General features: G+C 44.5%; 12 protein-coding genes. 2 read left to right on the top strand and 10 right to left on the bottom strand.

The genetic code is table 11. The annotated features are described in order from the left end of the window. Positions 1-9: 9 nt before the first annotated feature. On the top strand, positions 10-1440 hold the full coding sequence (locus J7I42_RS33045; protein WP_209144455.1) for a RagB/SusD family nutrient uptake outer membrane protein: 1431 nt from the start codon (positions 10-12) through the stop codon (positions 1438-1440). Between the two features lie 5 nt (positions 1441-1445). Here J7I42_RS33045 and J7I42_RS33040 read toward each other — a convergent pair whose 3' ends face one another. Continuing rightward, positions 1446-1784: a hypothetical protein gene (locus J7I42_RS33040; RefSeq protein WP_209144453.1), complete on the bottom strand. Its 339-nt coding sequence runs from the start codon at positions 1782-1784 to the stop codon at positions 1446-1448. A 403-nt stretch (positions 1785-2187) separates the two neighbouring features. Here J7I42_RS33040 and J7I42_RS33035 point away from each other — a divergent pair, with 403 nt between their 5' ends. After that, positions 2188-2874, top strand: a complete 687-nt coding sequence (locus tag J7I42_RS33035) for an alpha/beta fold hydrolase (protein ID WP_209144450.1) — start codon at positions 2188-2190, stop codon at positions 2872-2874. 47 nt (positions 2875-2921) lie between these two features. Here the strand turns inward: J7I42_RS33035 and J7I42_RS33030 are convergent, their stop codons facing one another. The 9 genes from J7I42_RS33030 to J7I42_RS32990 all read right to left on the bottom strand — a co-directional run bounded on the left by J7I42_RS33030 (position 2922) and on the right by J7I42_RS32990 (position 15305). Further along, the gene (locus J7I42_RS33030; RefSeq protein WP_209144448.1) at positions 2922-3245 is read right to left on the bottom strand and encodes a hypothetical protein; all 324 of its coding nucleotides are present in this window, start codon (positions 3243-3245) and stop codon (positions 2922-2924) included. A 251-nt stretch (positions 3246-3496) separates the two neighbouring features. After that, positions 3497-4972, bottom strand: coding sequence for a hybrid sensor histidine kinase/response regulator (locus tag J7I42_RS33025; protein ID WP_209144446.1), 1476 nt, complete (start codon positions 4970-4972; stop codon positions 3497-3499). A gap of 3 nt (positions 4973-4975) precedes the next feature. Continuing rightward, positions 4976-5431, bottom strand: coding sequence for a response regulator (locus J7I42_RS33020; protein WP_209144444.1), 456 nt, complete (start codon positions 5429-5431; stop codon positions 4976-4978). A 16-nt stretch (positions 5432-5447) separates the two neighbouring features. Then, complete coding sequence (locus J7I42_RS33015) at positions 5448-6935, bottom strand: ATP-binding protein (RefSeq protein WP_209144442.1); 1488 nt, start codon at positions 6933-6935, stop codon at positions 5448-5450. Further along, positions 6929-7522: a chemotaxis protein CheB gene (locus J7I42_RS33010; RefSeq protein ID WP_209144440.1), complete on the bottom strand. Its 594-nt coding sequence runs from the start codon at positions 7520-7522 to the stop codon at positions 6929-6931. Before J7I42_RS33010 ends, J7I42_RS33015 begins: the two co-directional genes overlap by 7 nt. 10 nt (positions 7523-7532) lie before the next feature. Continuing rightward, on the bottom strand, positions 7533-8345 hold the full coding sequence (locus J7I42_RS33005; protein WP_209144439.1) for a CheR family methyltransferase: 813 nt from the start codon (positions 8343-8345) through the stop codon (positions 7533-7535). Then, positions 8335-8748: a response regulator gene (locus J7I42_RS33000; RefSeq protein ID WP_209144437.1), complete on the bottom strand. Its 414-nt coding sequence runs from the start codon at positions 8746-8748 to the stop codon at positions 8335-8337. Before J7I42_RS33000 ends, J7I42_RS33005 begins: the two co-directional genes overlap by 11 nt. A gap of 14 nt (positions 8749-8762) precedes the next feature. Next, positions 8763-12542, bottom strand: a complete 3780-nt coding sequence (locus J7I42_RS32995; RefSeq protein WP_209144435.1) for a response regulator — start codon at positions 12540-12542, stop codon at positions 8763-8765. A gap of 351 nt (positions 12543-12893) precedes the next feature. Continuing rightward, on the bottom strand, positions 12894-15305 hold the full coding sequence (locus J7I42_RS32990) for a glycoside hydrolase family 95 protein (RefSeq protein WP_209144433.1): 2412 nt from the start codon (positions 15303-15305) through the stop codon (positions 12894-12896). Positions 15306-15518 lie beyond the last annotated feature (213 nt).

Below are 15518 nucleotides of genomic sequence, written 5' to 3'. Positions count from 1 at the left end.
ATGTACAACATGCCTCTGTTCAGGTTATTTAATAAATGGTTTGTTTTAATAGTATTGGTTACAGCACCGACCCTGATAGCCGGTTGTAATAAATTACTGGACGCCGGATCACCTAGTAATAAAGTGGTCACACCTCAGGTATATGCCAACGATTCTATGGCACAAGCAGCTTTAATTGGGATCTATTATAAAATGATGGAAACCTTTGGGCCGTTCAATGGTTATATGAGCCGTTATCCCGGGTTGTCATCGGATGATCTAAACCGGACCAGTGTCTTACTGGAAGACACCCCATTCCTGTCAAACAGCCTCCCTTCTGATAACAGTACAACATTATATATCTGGACCAACTTCTACTTATATGTTTACCAGTGTAATGACCTGATATTAGGACTAACGGATAACCACGCAGTAACACCCGCCTTACGGGACCAACTGACGGGGGAAGCCTATTTTCTAAGGGCCTTTACCTATTTTTACCTGGTTAATTTATATGGCGATGTTCCCCTGGTTTTAACAACAGATTACACTAAAAACTACAACCGCCCCAGATCTGAGGTAAGGGACGTTTATGATCAAATGATCGCAGACCTTAACAAAGCGCAGGACCTTTTAACCAATACCTATGCCTCCACCCCCGATTTCCCATCGGCGCGGGTGCGGGTGAACAGGTTAGCGGTTAAAGCTTTACAGGCCAGAATTCATTTGTATCGTGAAGAATGGGAAGATGCCATTAATGCTTCAACGGAAGTGATCCAATCAGGTATTTATCAATTGGAAACTGATCTGCAGCAAACATTCCGGTATAACAGCCGGGAGGCAATTCTGCAATTCATGCCGGTGACCCCTGGATATAATACTGCTGAAGGGGGCTATTTTGTACCAGTTGTGCCGACTGGCCGGCCTGCATTTGTCCTGAGTGATTCCCTGTTAAAATATATTGAGGTGGGTGATCTTCGGCAGGCATGGATAAGGACCGTAACGGTAAGCACAAAGCTCTACAGATCTCCTTATAAATACAAACAAAACACGGCTACTACTCCGCGGGAGGAATACAATATGGTGCTGCGCCTGGCAGAACAATATTGTATTCGTGCGGAGGCCCGTGCCCGGTTAGATCAACTGCCCGAAGCAGTGAATGATCTTAATACGATCAGGAAAAGAGCGGGGTTACAAAATCTTACAACTATATCAACACAAACCCAGGTGTTGGCGGCAGTAGAGCAGGAACGGCGGATGGAGTTTTTTGCTGAATGGGGCCATCGTTGGTTTGATCTCAAACGCTGGCCGGCACGAGCATCAGACGGCAAAAAACGTATAGACGAGGTCATGAGCGCCTTACGGCCTGCTACCTGGAAATCCACCGCTGCCCTTTGGCCGATCCCGAATGATGAACGAATACGCAATCGCGCCCTGACTCAAAATCCGGGATACGAATAAAAGATCTACCGTTTCAGGTCGCTGTAAATAGTAGCATATAACCAGGGAACTCCAACGCCGTATTCAAAATTTGTCAAATTCCCATAGGGAACATGAGAAAATAAATAACCCGGATAATAGGAACTCAATCTATTGATCTCATAAAAAATGTCACAATAAGATCCAGTTGGGTTCGTAAGGTCTTCATCGGTGAACCAAAGGTATTGCCCTTCCAATGCATATGACTGATTGAAAGGCTGTGTGAATGCCATTGATTTTTCAGCGATAGTTGTGCTAGCAGTTATATTAGCACTAGCAGCAGTAAACGTACAGGCTAAAACGAACACTGCGATCATTTTTTTCATAACTGATCAGGTTTTTATGGTGTTAACAATAAGAGACAAAGTATTTCCGCATGGCATGATATGTAACGCAGATAAAGCAATCCCCGTAAAAGGGTATGGAATACCTTTGAGCCAGCAACAGGCAAAAGGCAGGTGGTTACATATGGCTAAGCGATTCATTTTTGTGCTTACAGGGGAGTTTATCCGACAAACACCCCCTAAATATTATACAACGCACTAATTGATTTGACAAAAAAACACCTCAATATAGCGCCCCAAATGAAAAGAACTCACAACATAAAACCCATTGACTAATAGTCGTTCATACACATAGATGAATGGTGTCATCTTCTCGTCACAGGTTATTGTTATGGTTTACACTTGTTATTGATCACGTATATTTGAAACTTATAATATATCCTCCATGCAACACCTCCTTCTTTTACATGGCGCCCTGGGCAGCAAAGACCAGTTTCAACCGCTCGTGCATTTACTGGAAGATACTTACCAGGTCCATACATTCAACTTAAGTGGTCATGGTGGGCAACCACTTCCTGGGTCCGCATTCACTATTCAATCGTTCAGTGAACATGTTGCAAGATACATTCAAGATATGAATATTAAAACCGTAAATGTCTTCGGTTACAGTTTAGGTGGATATATTGCTATGTATTTAGCACAACAAATGCCAGATACTATCACTAAAGTAGTAACTCTCGCAACAAAATTTCATTGGGATGAGAAAACTGCGTCGAAAGAAGTGAAGCTATTAGATAGTAAAACCATACAGGAAAAAGTACCTGCCTTTGCGGAACAATTACAACAACGGCATGCGCCCGTTAACTGGACCTCGCTCCTTGATAAAACAAAGGAACTATTGATCAACTTAGGTACAAACAACACATTGCAACTGGAAGATTACACGGGTATTAATACCCCCTGTCTGGTACTCCTGGGCGACCGCGATAAAATGGTTACCCTCGAGGAAACCCTGGCCGTTTATAAACAATTACCCAATGCTCAGTTAGGAGTACTACCCGCCACACCGCATGCATTTGAACAGGTAAACTTGTCGCTTTTGGCGTTTATGATAAGAAAGTTTATAAAATAAAGCCTGATCTACCAAGTTGGCAGCCAGGCTTTCATTTGAATTAACTATTATCGCTTTAAATCACTATAAATAACAGCGTATAACCAGGGATCTCCAATACCATATTCAAAAGGCATAAGAGGGCCATATGGAACATGAGTAAACAAATAGCCCGGATAATAAGTGCTCAATCTGTTGATTTCATAAAAAATGTCGCAATAAGTTCCAGTTGGGTTGGTAAGTTCTTCATCGGTAAACCAAAGGTAGTCACCGTAACCTAAAGCGTACGATTTACTAAAGGGCTGAACAAAAGCGTTTGTTTTTGCACCAAAATTGGCAGAAACAGAAGAAAAGGCGCATACGAGCGCACAAATGGCGATCATTTTTTTCATACTTTATTCGGTTTTTGGTTTATAATATGGCCTTTGCTTTGTGCTAATTATAGAGGGAGCATTAACAGTGAAGGATATATGCTAAGAGAAGTACCAATTTACAAAAAATATCAAAATAAAAAGCCGGTTACTCCTGCGAATAACCAGCTTCCATGTGTTCAAATTTATTATCCCAGCAATTCCCCCATTCCCCAAATCCTTATATCTTAAATCCCAGCAATCCTTCCATCCCATAAATCCCAGTTTCAGAACTATGCCACCTCTTTATTCATCTTAGGCACATGCACCTTCAGGGTACAGCCATGCCCCTTGGAGGAGATCACTTCCAGCTTGCCATCGAACAGCTCTATGCGGCTGAGGATGTTGCTGAGCCCCACTCCTTTCCTTCTTTCTTTGGGATCGAAACCCTGGCCGTCGTCCTGGATATTGAGATCGATAAAGTTGTTCTTTTCAAACAGCTCTATGTTCACGTTATGCGCCTGCGCATGCTTTATGATGTTATTGAACTGCTCCTGCACTATGCGATACAAGGCCAGTTGTTGCTGAGGGGTGATATTGCGCAGTTGTTCCTTTTCATACATAAACTTGATGGCAAAAGGATTTACCACCCTGATGTTATCGATAAGGTCCTGTACAGAATCGACGAGCCCATTTTTATCCATCACCGGCGGCACCAGTGATTTGGAGATCTTCCTGATCTCATTAATGGCCAGCTGCAGGTTATTGATGCTACGCTGCGTCAGTTCTTCCTGCATGTCTTTTTCTTGTAAGGAAGCCTCTACGTAAGCTTTAGTTACGGCCAGGATCTGGTTGATGTTATCATGCAATTCACGACCTATCTCTGCCCGTTCGCGCTCCTGTCCTTCAATAGAGGCCCTAACGAGCTTACGCTGGTGTTCCAGCCGCTCGCGGGCAATTTGCTCTGAGTAATTGGCCAGTTGTTTTTCGGCGGTAACTTTTTCTGTGATGTCCTGACAGGTGCCCATAAAACTGATGCCATTTTCATCCAGGCGCCGGGTGCCCCTGGCTTCAATGTATTTTTCGACGCCGGTTTGGCTGGTAAGACGAAATTGAACAACCTCGGTAATACCGGTGGCAACCGTATTCTCCCGGGCTTTCATTATAATAGGTTTATCGTCTTCATGTACAAACTGCATAAATGTCTTAAAAGACAAGATCGTGTCCAGGTCCAGATCGAGAATCTGATACAATTCATCGGAGCAGGATATCATCTCTCCTTCTGGGCCTAATTCCCAACTGCCTATTTTAGAAATGCGCTGAGCTTCGGCCAGTTGATGCTGACTATTGCGGAGGTTTTGTTCTGCCAACACTTTCTCCCGCCGTTCGTTCGCTTCTTTGATAGCCCGTTTTATTTTGGGGATCACGGTGAACAGTTTGTCTTTTATGCTATAGTCAGTCACACCATTCCTGATAAGCTCTACGGCGTTTTCTTCTCCAATGGTGCCTGAGACAATGATGAAAGGCACATCCGGGCAGATCTGTTGTTTGAAGTGAAAGGCAGAAATGCCATCAAACCCCGGCAATGAATAATCGGACAGAATAACATCCGGCTCAAAACTGTTCAATGCAGCAATGAACCCTTCTTTTGTACCCACAATGCGGGGGTCAAAATCCAATTCACCTTTTTTTAATTCATACAACAGTAATTCAAGATCGTTCTCATCGTGTTCGAGGATCAGCAATTTAATTGGTTTCACAGTAGCCATAACTTAAGATTGATAGGGTTGATTTAATATTAACCAGTAAAGGCCCATGGTGCTTACGGCCTTTACATAACCTTCAAATTCTACGGGTTTTACGATATAACTGTTTACACCGAGCGCATAACTTTCCATAATGTCCTTTTCTTCTTTTGAAGAAGTGAGCAATACTACCGGGATCATGCTGGTACGGTCGTCTGATTTCAGTTTCCGGATCACATCCAGCCCATCTACCTTAGGCATTTTCAGGTCAAGAATGATCAGCCGGGGCTGATTGGCAACACTACGGCCCATATAGGGGCCGTCACAGAAAACATATTGCAATAGTTCTTCACCGTCCTTTACATGGATAAGGGAATTTGACAACCCTTGTTTTGACAAGGCCCGGATGGTCAACTCGGCATCGTTGGCATTGTCTTCACATAGTATTATATCAATTTTACCATGGCTTACATTTTCAATCATAGAAAAAGGGGTTATATTAATTGGTCTTTGGTAATGAAAAATAAAAAGTGGCGCCTTCGCCGGATTTTCCTTCCGCCCACACTTTACCACCGTGTTTCACAATGATCCGTTGTACAATAGCCAGGCCCACACCTGTTCCCTCAAATTCATCGCTGCCATGCAGCCGTTGAAACACCCCGAATAATTTATGCGCATACTGCATATCAAATCCGGCGCCGTTATCTTTTACATAATACACCAGCTCTTCGTCTCTTATTTCAGCACCAATTTCAATATGCGGGATCTCCTTTTTAGCGGAGTATTTTATGGCATTGGAAATAAGGTTTACGAACACCTGTGATAAAAGTGACGGATCGCCCTGTGTACCTGGCAATGGGTGTATGGTGAAAATTATATTTTCCGGTGCGGTTTGCTTTAGTTCGGCAACAATGGGTTCAACCAGTTTATTGAAGTCGATGGGCACCCGGGTAATTTCCTTACGCCCCATGCGGCTAAACGACAGCAGATCATCGATGAGCGTACCCATTTTTGTAGCGTTCTTCCTGATCACATTGAACATGCGGTTGGCCTCTTCGTTTAACGATTGCGCATGATCGTCCTGGATCATTTGGGCATAGCCATTGATACTGCGCAGCGGCGCCCGCAGATCGTGCGATACGGAATAGGAAAATGATTCCAGCTCTTTATTGATCAGCTGCAGCTGGGCGACATTTCTTTCCAGGTTTATGTTCAGCTGTTTTATTTCAAAGTCGGCCTTCTTTTGCCTGGTGATATCGCGGCCATTGGCAAACCAGCAATCCTTTTTCTGAACAATGTTCCAGCTAACAAACCGGTGCTCGCCATTCTTGGTGAACATCAACGTTTCAAATGAAAAGGTGGACTGGTATTCGACGGACAGCTCTTTAATTTTTGACTGGCCTTCCTCTGATAAATATTCCAACAAAGAAGAATTTTTCATTTCCTGGGCCGTATAACCCAGCAAAGAAAAGGCGGCGTTATTTACTTCTTCGAACAAGAGAGTTTCGGCATTTATAATACAAATAAGATCAGCAGAGTTATTAATAAGCAGGGCATAATTTTCAAGCGCCAGGTTCTTTTCCAGCAGTTCCCGTTGCTGGCGGTGTAATTGTAATAACACCGATACTTTGGCTTCGGTGATCTCAGGGTTGAGTGGTTTATACAGGTAATCGATGGCGCCTTCTTCAAACCCTTTCATCACAAACCGGTGATCTTTCAACTCGGCTGTCACAAAAATGATGGGGGTTTCGCTGGTACGTTTGTTTGATTTCAGGATCTGGGCCACCTCAAAGCCATCCATGCCGGGCATTTGCACATCGAGTATGATCAAATCAATTTCCTGGTTCAGGGCCACTTTTAACGCCTCATTTCCATTGGTGGCGCTGATGAGGTTACGACCGGGTTGGCCCAGGATCTGTTCCAGGGCATAGATATTATTGACTTTATCATCTACGATCAATATTTGGTCTTCAGGCTGTTTCAACATACATCTTGATTTTTCATAGTGTTCAACAAAAATTGCCCAATGGCATCCGCATCTAAAACCAGTTGCACATGCCCGGTGCTAATGGCAGCCCGTGGCATTTCAGGATAATCAGCGGTTTCAGGCAGCTGGGCAATGGTTGTGCCGCCCTGCAGGGCGATCTTCTTTATACCATACGAGCCGTCTTTATTGGCCCCGGTCAATATGATAGCTAATAATCTTTGTTTATATACATCAGCCGCCGTTTCAAATAACACATCTATGGAGGGCCGGCTGTAATTGACGGGTGGATCACAGTTTAATGAAAAGGTGCCATCGTTCTCGATCAGCAAGTGATAGTCGGGTGGTGCAAAATAAACGTTACCCGGTTGTATCAATTCCTTTTCATCGGCCTGTTTTATTTTCACCTTGCACTTCTGTTGCAACACTTCCTCCAGTAAGGTGCGTTCATCTTTCGCCCGGTGCTGCACCACTATTATCGGTATATTGAAATTGGCAGGTAATAGTTTTAATATGCGGATCATAATATATAATCCGCCTGCCGAAGCACCGATCACAATGGCATCATACTTTTTTTGGTCAGGGTTCAATTGTTAAGGCCTATTTAGTTCTCATAAATATTTTTTCTCTTTTATCAACTTCTTCAAAACACTTTTGTTTTTCAGAAAACAGCAACGATTCTTTATTCCCCAGTCCTAAAAAGCCAAACGGACAAAGGCTTTCATAAAAAAGGCTGATCACTTTATTTTGGAGGCTCTGGTTAAAATAAATGAGCACATTACGACAAAGGATCAGTTGAAATTCATTGAACGACCTATCCATTGCCAGGTTATGTGCCGAAAAAACTATGTTCTGCCGTAACGATTTATCCCATAATACGGCGTTGTACTTTGCTTTGTAATAATCGGAAAAGGATTTTTTACCACCTGCTTTCAAATAGTTTTCGGTAAAACTTTTCATGTGGGTGATGGAAGAAATGCCATTACGAGCTTTCTGCAAAGCATCCTGGTTAATGTCAGTGGCATAGATTATTGTTCTTTCCAGCAAGCCTTCCTCCCTGAATAATATGGCCATGGAGTACACTTCCTCCCCCGTGCTGCAACCCGCAATCCATATTTTTATGAACGGGTAGGTTGCCAGCCGGTTGATCACATTCTTTCGCAGGCTTTTGTAAAAGAACGGATCCCGGAACATCTCGGTGACATTCACCGTGATCTCCTGAATAAAATGCTCAAAGGCAGTCTCATCTTTCAACACCATCTTACCCAGGTCTTTCAGGCTGTTGATCTTTTTGCCATCCATGAATGCACTAATTCTTCGAATAACAGAAGCTTCTGCATATTCGGTAAAGTCGTACCCATATACAAACCTGACAGATTCCAGGAACTGTCTGTATTCTTCATTAGCGATCATTCATACTGTTTTTGGGTATGCCTACCAGCTGTTCCATTTTCTCCAAAAGCGCTTTCAGGTTAAGGGGTTTGGAAATATAATCTGTGGCCCCTGCCGACAGGCATTTTTCGCGGTCGCCGATCATTGCGTTGGCAGTAACTGCTATAATAGGCAGTTCAACCATTAGCAGATTGTTCCTAATTCTTCTCATTGTTTCATAGCCATCTATACCGGGCATCATAATATCCATTAATACCAATTCAATTTCGTGGTATCGCTGTAACATTTCCAGTGCACCATAGCCATTTCCAGCCGTATAGATCTCCATATCGTGCGTTTCCAGATAACTAACCAGCGCGTATGTATTGCGTACATCATCATCAACGATCAAAATGTGCCTGTGTGCCAATACGGATTCCCCCATGTGATTGTAAGTTTTTAGCTATAGAGCCATACACGCATCAGCGACAGCAGCTGTTCTATGTTCACCGGTTTGGAAACGTAATCGCTCATGCCTGCTTCCAGGCATTTTTCCCGATCACCTTTCATCGCCTTTGCCGTTAATGCAATGATGGGCAGTTTATTAAACTTATGCTTTCTACGGATGGCCATGGTAGCTTCGAACCCGTCCATTTCGGGCATCATGATATCCATGAGAACGATGTCGATATCGGGTTGTTTTTCCAGTGTATCGATGGCTACCTTGCCATTTTCCGCCACCAGGCATTTCATGCCTTCTTCTTCCAGCACATTGGTTAGGGAGTATATGTTGCGCATGTCGTCATCCACGATCAGCGCTTTTTTGTTTTTCAGGATCTCTTCTGTACGGTGGAGTTTACGTATGACCTGCTGCTTTTCGCCGGGCAGCTTCGATTCCACCGCATGCAGGAATAATGCTGTTTCATCTAACAGCCGTTCCTTGGAATCGGAGGTTTTCAACACAACGGTATTGGCCAGTTTTTCCAGCTTCCGCGCTTCCTCCTTGTTCATGTCCTGGCCGGTATATACAATAATGGGGATGTGGTTCAACTGTTCGCTTTTCTTTATCTTCTCCATCAATTCAATGCCGGTCATATCGGGCAGTCCCAGATCAATGATGATACAATCGAACCGTTCATCCTGCATCAGGTTGTATGCTTCCTGGCCCGTATAGGCGGCAAAGGACCTTACATCGCCATTGCCAATAAGCTCCCGGATGGCTTTATTCTGTTGCGGATTGTCTTCCACCACCAGTAGTTTTTTCAGCTTACGGTTTATAAAACCCTGCATACGGTCAATGGCGCCGTGAACGGCTTCGTTGGTAAGCGCAAACGTCACATCATCTTCAATGATCAGGATGGGTTTATCCTGGTCCATGATTGGATGCGGGTCGTTCGCCGTTTGTTTTTGGGCCGATGACACAATCGGTGGTACAACCGGCAATACTGTATTGCCAGCAGGTTTGCGTATTTCTATGTTTCTTTCTCCTTTGGTCACGTTTGCTGTATCAAATTTCAATGGCAGGAACAGTGTAAATGTGCTGCCCTTTCCTTCCTCGCTTTTCAGGTGTATTTCCCCACCCAGGGCGCCGGCCAGTTCCCTGCTTATTGACAGCCCTAAACCGGTACCACCATACTTCCGTTTATTGGAACCGTCTGCCTGTTGGAACGCTTCAAAAATAATACCCTGCTTGCTTTCGGGGATTCCAATACCCGTGTCGCTAACCGAAAACACCACTACCTCGGGCAACTTCCTCAAATTTTCATTGCTCAGGGTGGCGCTGGGTTGTTGCACATCGATCAATACGGATACTTCTCCATCCCGCTCGGTAAATTTGAAGGCATTGGAAAGCAGGTTCCGTAAGATCTGTTCCAGCCGTTGCGGGTCGGTTTGCAGGGCCGACCGGAATTTATCTTCATTCCCCTGGATGCTGAACCCGATGTTCCGACTCTTTGCAACCTCGGTAAATAGTTGTTCCAGGCTGTTGATCAATTCATTTAGCGGTACCTCACTGATCTCAAGCTCTATTTTGCCGGCCTCTACTTTCGACAGGTCGAGTATTTCATTGATAAGCGTTAACAGATCGGAACCGGAATTATAAATATTTGTGGCGTACTCTATATCCTTGGGAGAAAGCGATTTGTTTTTATTCTCTGTAAGTAATTGTGACAGGATCAGGATGCTGTTGAGCGGTGTCCGCAACTCATGCGACATATTGGCCAAAAACTCCGATTTGTATTTACTGGTCGATTCCAGTTCACGGGCCTTGTCCTCCACCTCTATTTTCGCCAGCTCCAGTTTTTCCTTTTGTTCTTCGAGCAAATAGGCCTTTTCTTCCAGTTCTTCATTGGTTTGCTGCAATTCTTCCTGCTGGGCTTTCAACTCAGCCTCTGAGCGTTCCAGCATGGCGGTCTGCATATTCAATTGTTCATTGGTTTGTTTCAATTCTTCCTGTTGTGCTTCCAGTTCTTCCGATTGACGCTGGGTCTCTTCCAACAATTCTTTTTGCAGGGTCCTTGCCTGTGCTGAGTTAATGGCGATGCCGATACTTTCTGAAACGATCTTCAACAGTTGCCTATCGGAGTCAGTAATGGCATGTACCGTTCCAATTTCTAGTACACCCTTTAGGTAACTGTCGAACATAAATGGGTAAACCAGGATATTTTTTGGGGTTACCTTACCCAGGCCGGAGTTTATTTTTATATAATCTTCAGGAATATCAGTAAACAGGATGGGTTTCTTTTCGCTGGCCGCCTGCCCTACCAGGCCCTCCCCTATTTGAATGCTATTGGCATTTTCCTTCCGGAATGAATAAGCATAACTGCCTGCCAGCACCAACTGATCATTCTCTGCTATATAAATGGCGCCTATCTGGGCTTTTAAATAGGGCGTAAGCATATTGACCACCTGTTGGGCAAGCACCGTGACTAATTTATCGCCCCTTAGTATATTGTTCAATGCCGCAGCGCCGGTCAGCACCCAGGTACGCGCCTCATTTTCCTGCGACAGTTTTTGCAGACTTTGCTTCATGTTCTTTAACGCCTTGCTTAACAGATCAGCGTCACTGCGTACTTTAATGACCGGCGAATAATCACCACGGGCTATTGTGTCTGCTACAATGGTATGTTCTTTTGAAACATCCACCAGCCTGTTGAAGGAGGCGGCCAGTTTACCGATCTCATCTTTGGAGGTAACAGGAATGCTAATGGCTGTTTCTCCTAAAACAATGCGATCGGCGGCAGTTTTTATAACCGTTATGGATTTTACAATTGACCGGATCACTAAGATCAGCAATACTACAATAAGCATGATCACCGCAATCACCACGGTCACACTCCTGATGAGGGCAGCTGAAACAGCCGCCAGTCTCTCATCGGCGAGCTGTCTTATCTCCACGGTTGAAAGATCTTCCTGTCCCTTTAATTCATTCAGAAAAGTGGAGGTATTTACCCGCCAGGTATTAACCGGAAGCGTAACCGCTGCACCGGGGTTATTGAAGACCGAATCTATCATGGCCCTTGCCATTATAACTGCGGGATAATTCGTGCGTGAATCATATGCAGCCCGCTGTGCCGGTGTTGTATTTTTATAATACCGGTCGAGCTTTAACTCATATTTACCCTTTAGACTGGCAAACGTGGCAAATTCATTGCCGCGGAACCCTTTATTTAAAATAGTAAGGTGCAGGTGCATCCGCAGCTGCGACAAAAAACCAATTCCGTTCAACAGATAATAATGTGCCTCTGTCAAATTCCTGATCTCGGGGTCCTGTGCGCTGCGATAATTGGCATTCACTTCATCTAATAACTGATTATTTATGCGGGTATACGCATTGGCCATTGTATCCAGATCCAGGTTGAACTGATCTATACCATTACGGATCTGGCCAAGCGTGTTCCCTGTTTCGAACTGTCTGGCTTTCTTTTGTTCTTTGAATAATTGGGAGAGTGCTGCAATGGCTTTATCAGTTTGCATCCGCTGGTCAATCATTTCTGATTTCTCTTCCCTGCCATTGCTGCTCACATAACCGATGGCGTAACCACGTTCTTCCTGCACACTATAAATGATGTCGGCAATTCTTTCAATTTCCAGTACGTAATTATGGACCCGGCGTAAGTTGTTATGTCTGTCAATTTTATCCGATACATCAGTAGCAAGAAAGTACAGCAGGGCCGCCATGGGCACGAGGGAGACAAGTAATAATTTGTTCCTGATAGACAGGTTCTGGATAAACTTCATAGCAATAGTGATTAACAACAGCATTACACTTGTAATTGCTGCGGATATAAATTGCTACTACAGACCTAACCTGTTAATTTTTTTGCTGGTCACTGCCTTTAATATACCAGCGAGCGCCAAATTTTTTATCAGGAATCTTAAAAAATCCGGTGAACTGTCAGGATCTTACGATAAACTTCAAACACGTAACCTGTTGGGCTGGCGAAAATTACGAAAATTATGCAAACCAACTGAATTAATAATTTGTTGTAATATAAACTTATAGAAAGATCGCAAGATGTGTAGACTACAAGCAGGCAAAATAAAAAGGCCTCCCGACGGATCGGGAGGCCTCTCTTTTTCTACATAAACCTAAACTTCAAAAAAAAGTTGAATAGTTTCGCCAGGGTGCATATTAACGCGAATGGTATCGTTACTCGTATTTAATATTTTATTATTTTTTTTAATCCGCACAATTTTGGCTGATTTCGGTCTCCTGATCACGAAAGAACGGTTTTTTGTTGCCAAAATGGTCATTTCGCGCACCTGTCCGTCGTTCCAGGCAGCTGATACTTCCGCTCCGCCCCTTACGCACAATCCGGAAAAATGGCCTTTTTTCCACTCGTGTGGCAAGGCTGGTAACAATTCTATCGTGCTATCCTGACTTTGTATCAGCATTTCTGCTATTCCCGCCGTTCCCCCGAAATTCCCATCGATCTGATAAGGCGGATGGGCACAAAACAGGTTGGCATAAGTGCCGCCACCATTGGTGAAATTCATTTTAGTGCCACGAACCGGGCGCAACAGTCTCTGGAGTATCAGGAACGCATGATCGCCATCGTGTAAACGCGCCCACAGGTTCATTTTCCAGGCCAATGACCAGCCAGTACCTTCATCCCCTCTTCCCACTAAGGTGGCCCGGGCTGCGTTCGCCAGCGCCGGTGTGCCCATATTGATCTCACTCGCGGGATACAGACCCCATAAATGGGATACATGTCGGTGGTGTGGCTCGGCTTCCTGGTATTCTTTCAGCCATTCCATCAGCCTTCCGTCTTTACCTATCTGGTTGGGTGGTAATTGTACGATCGTTTTTTGCAAGGCCTGTTTGAAGTCGGCATCGATGTGCAACTGGTCACATGCATCCGCAGTAGCCGTAAATAAAAAACGTATGATCTGGTTGTCCATTGTTGGGCCTTCGCACACATTGGCCTTTCTTCCATCAGGTAATACAAACGCATTTTCCGGCGAATTGGAAGGTGCCGTTACCAACCACCCTTGCGATGGTTCCTTTACCAGCGTACTGAGATAAAACTCCGCCGACCCTTTTAGGATCGGATACAGCTTACGCAAATACGCCGTATCCTGGGTAAACTCATAATGGTTATAAAGCATCTGGCAAAGCCAGGCTGAGCCGGTATTGAATGAACCCCAGCTATAGTTTTCGCCGGGTGAAGTGAATTGCCAGATGTTGGTTAGCACAAACGAGACCCAGCCCTTAGCCTTATAATAAGCCTGGGCAGTTTTTTCGCCATTCGGTATCATGCGTTTCACCAGCCCAAAGAACGGATCGTTCAACATAGATAGATTCGTTACTTCCAGTGGCCAGTGATTCATTTGAATATTTATATTCAGGTGGTAATCGCCATTCCAGGGTGTTTGTATGGTGTTAGCCCATAAGCCCTGCAGGTTGGGTGGCAATAAACCGGCGCGTGTGCTGCCAATAAGCAAGTACCGGCCGAACTGAAAATACAAGACAGGCAAGCCATTATCGGTTGAGTCGGTCACAAAAGCTTCCAGTCGTTTATCAGTTGGCAAATTGTCTTTGTTGTTACCTTCTATAGTCAGGGAAGCGCGTTGAAACAACTGCTGGTATTTATTAATGTGCGTTGCCCGTTGTGCCGTATAGTTCTTTTGTAACGCCTTTGCCAACAGTTTATCTATTGTAGCTGCATATGCTGGCGCTTTGTAATTGGTGCCGGCCGACAAATAAATAATGGCGGAATTGGCGTTTTTTATTTGAAGGCTGTTGTTGGCGGCGATCACCTGTCCGCCATTAGCCTGTATCTGTAATTTCACTTTGTACAACATCCCTTTGCCATCTGTACCATTGTTTAGTTGCCCAACCATTTGCAGCGTATTTCCTATAGCGCTTGTTTCAAACCGTTCGGGACGGTTGAGGGTGAGTATGCAGTTTATTTTTTGCAGTTGGCTGGCCGATAACCTGATGGCAATTACATCGTCATCAAAACTGGTAAAGTATTCCCGGTTATAGGTAACCTTATTAATGGCGAAGGTGGTGGTGGCAATGGCATTATCGAGCGATAATTCCCGCTTATAATTCACGGGTTGCAAATTGGCGGTGTCAACACCATAATCATAATGAATACCCAGGTTGCCTAAAAGCTGGTAGGAGCCGTATGGCTGATCAGCGCTTTTTGCCCGTGCCGACCCGACTCCTTTACAAATAAAATGACTGGCCATTACTTCCTGTGCTTCTACGTTCTTTCCGGCAAACAACAATTGCTGAATGGTATCGAGGTATTGGTAAGCGCCTGGCAGGTCTGCATCTTGTGGCGCCCCTGACCAGAGCGTAATATCATTTAAAACGATGTGCTCATTTACCAGGCCGCCATCGGGCATGGCTCCTAATCGTCCGTTACCTAATGGAACACTCGCTTCCCAATAGGCAGCCGGTGCATCGTACCAAAGCCGTAATGGATGTTGTTGAGCATGGGCGTTTATAATAAGAAGGGAAAATATCAGTAATGACAAGCAGCGTGGCATCTGGTAAATTTTCGGGAAGATAACAACATGGAGGCAATGGGCAATAGGCAATTTTAGCCTCGCGATTAAATTCAGGCAAAAAGGTAAAAGGCAGAGAGCATCAACGCAGTTTGACAAGCGTTTAAGGAGTTGCTGTGCATAGTTCATCCCGAATTGACGAGTCCTCTCTCTGCCTTCTTCCTTTTCATCAGTAATAGTTCATCTGAAATTGGC

Origin of the sequence: Niastella soli (assembly GCF_017742245.1) — a bacterium.
GTDB lineage: Bacteria > Bacteroidota > Bacteroidia > Chitinophagales > Chitinophagaceae > Niastella > Niastella soli.
Note: the sequence above shows the minus strand (reverse complement) of the source record. Positions and strands in the feature narration are given on the sequence as shown.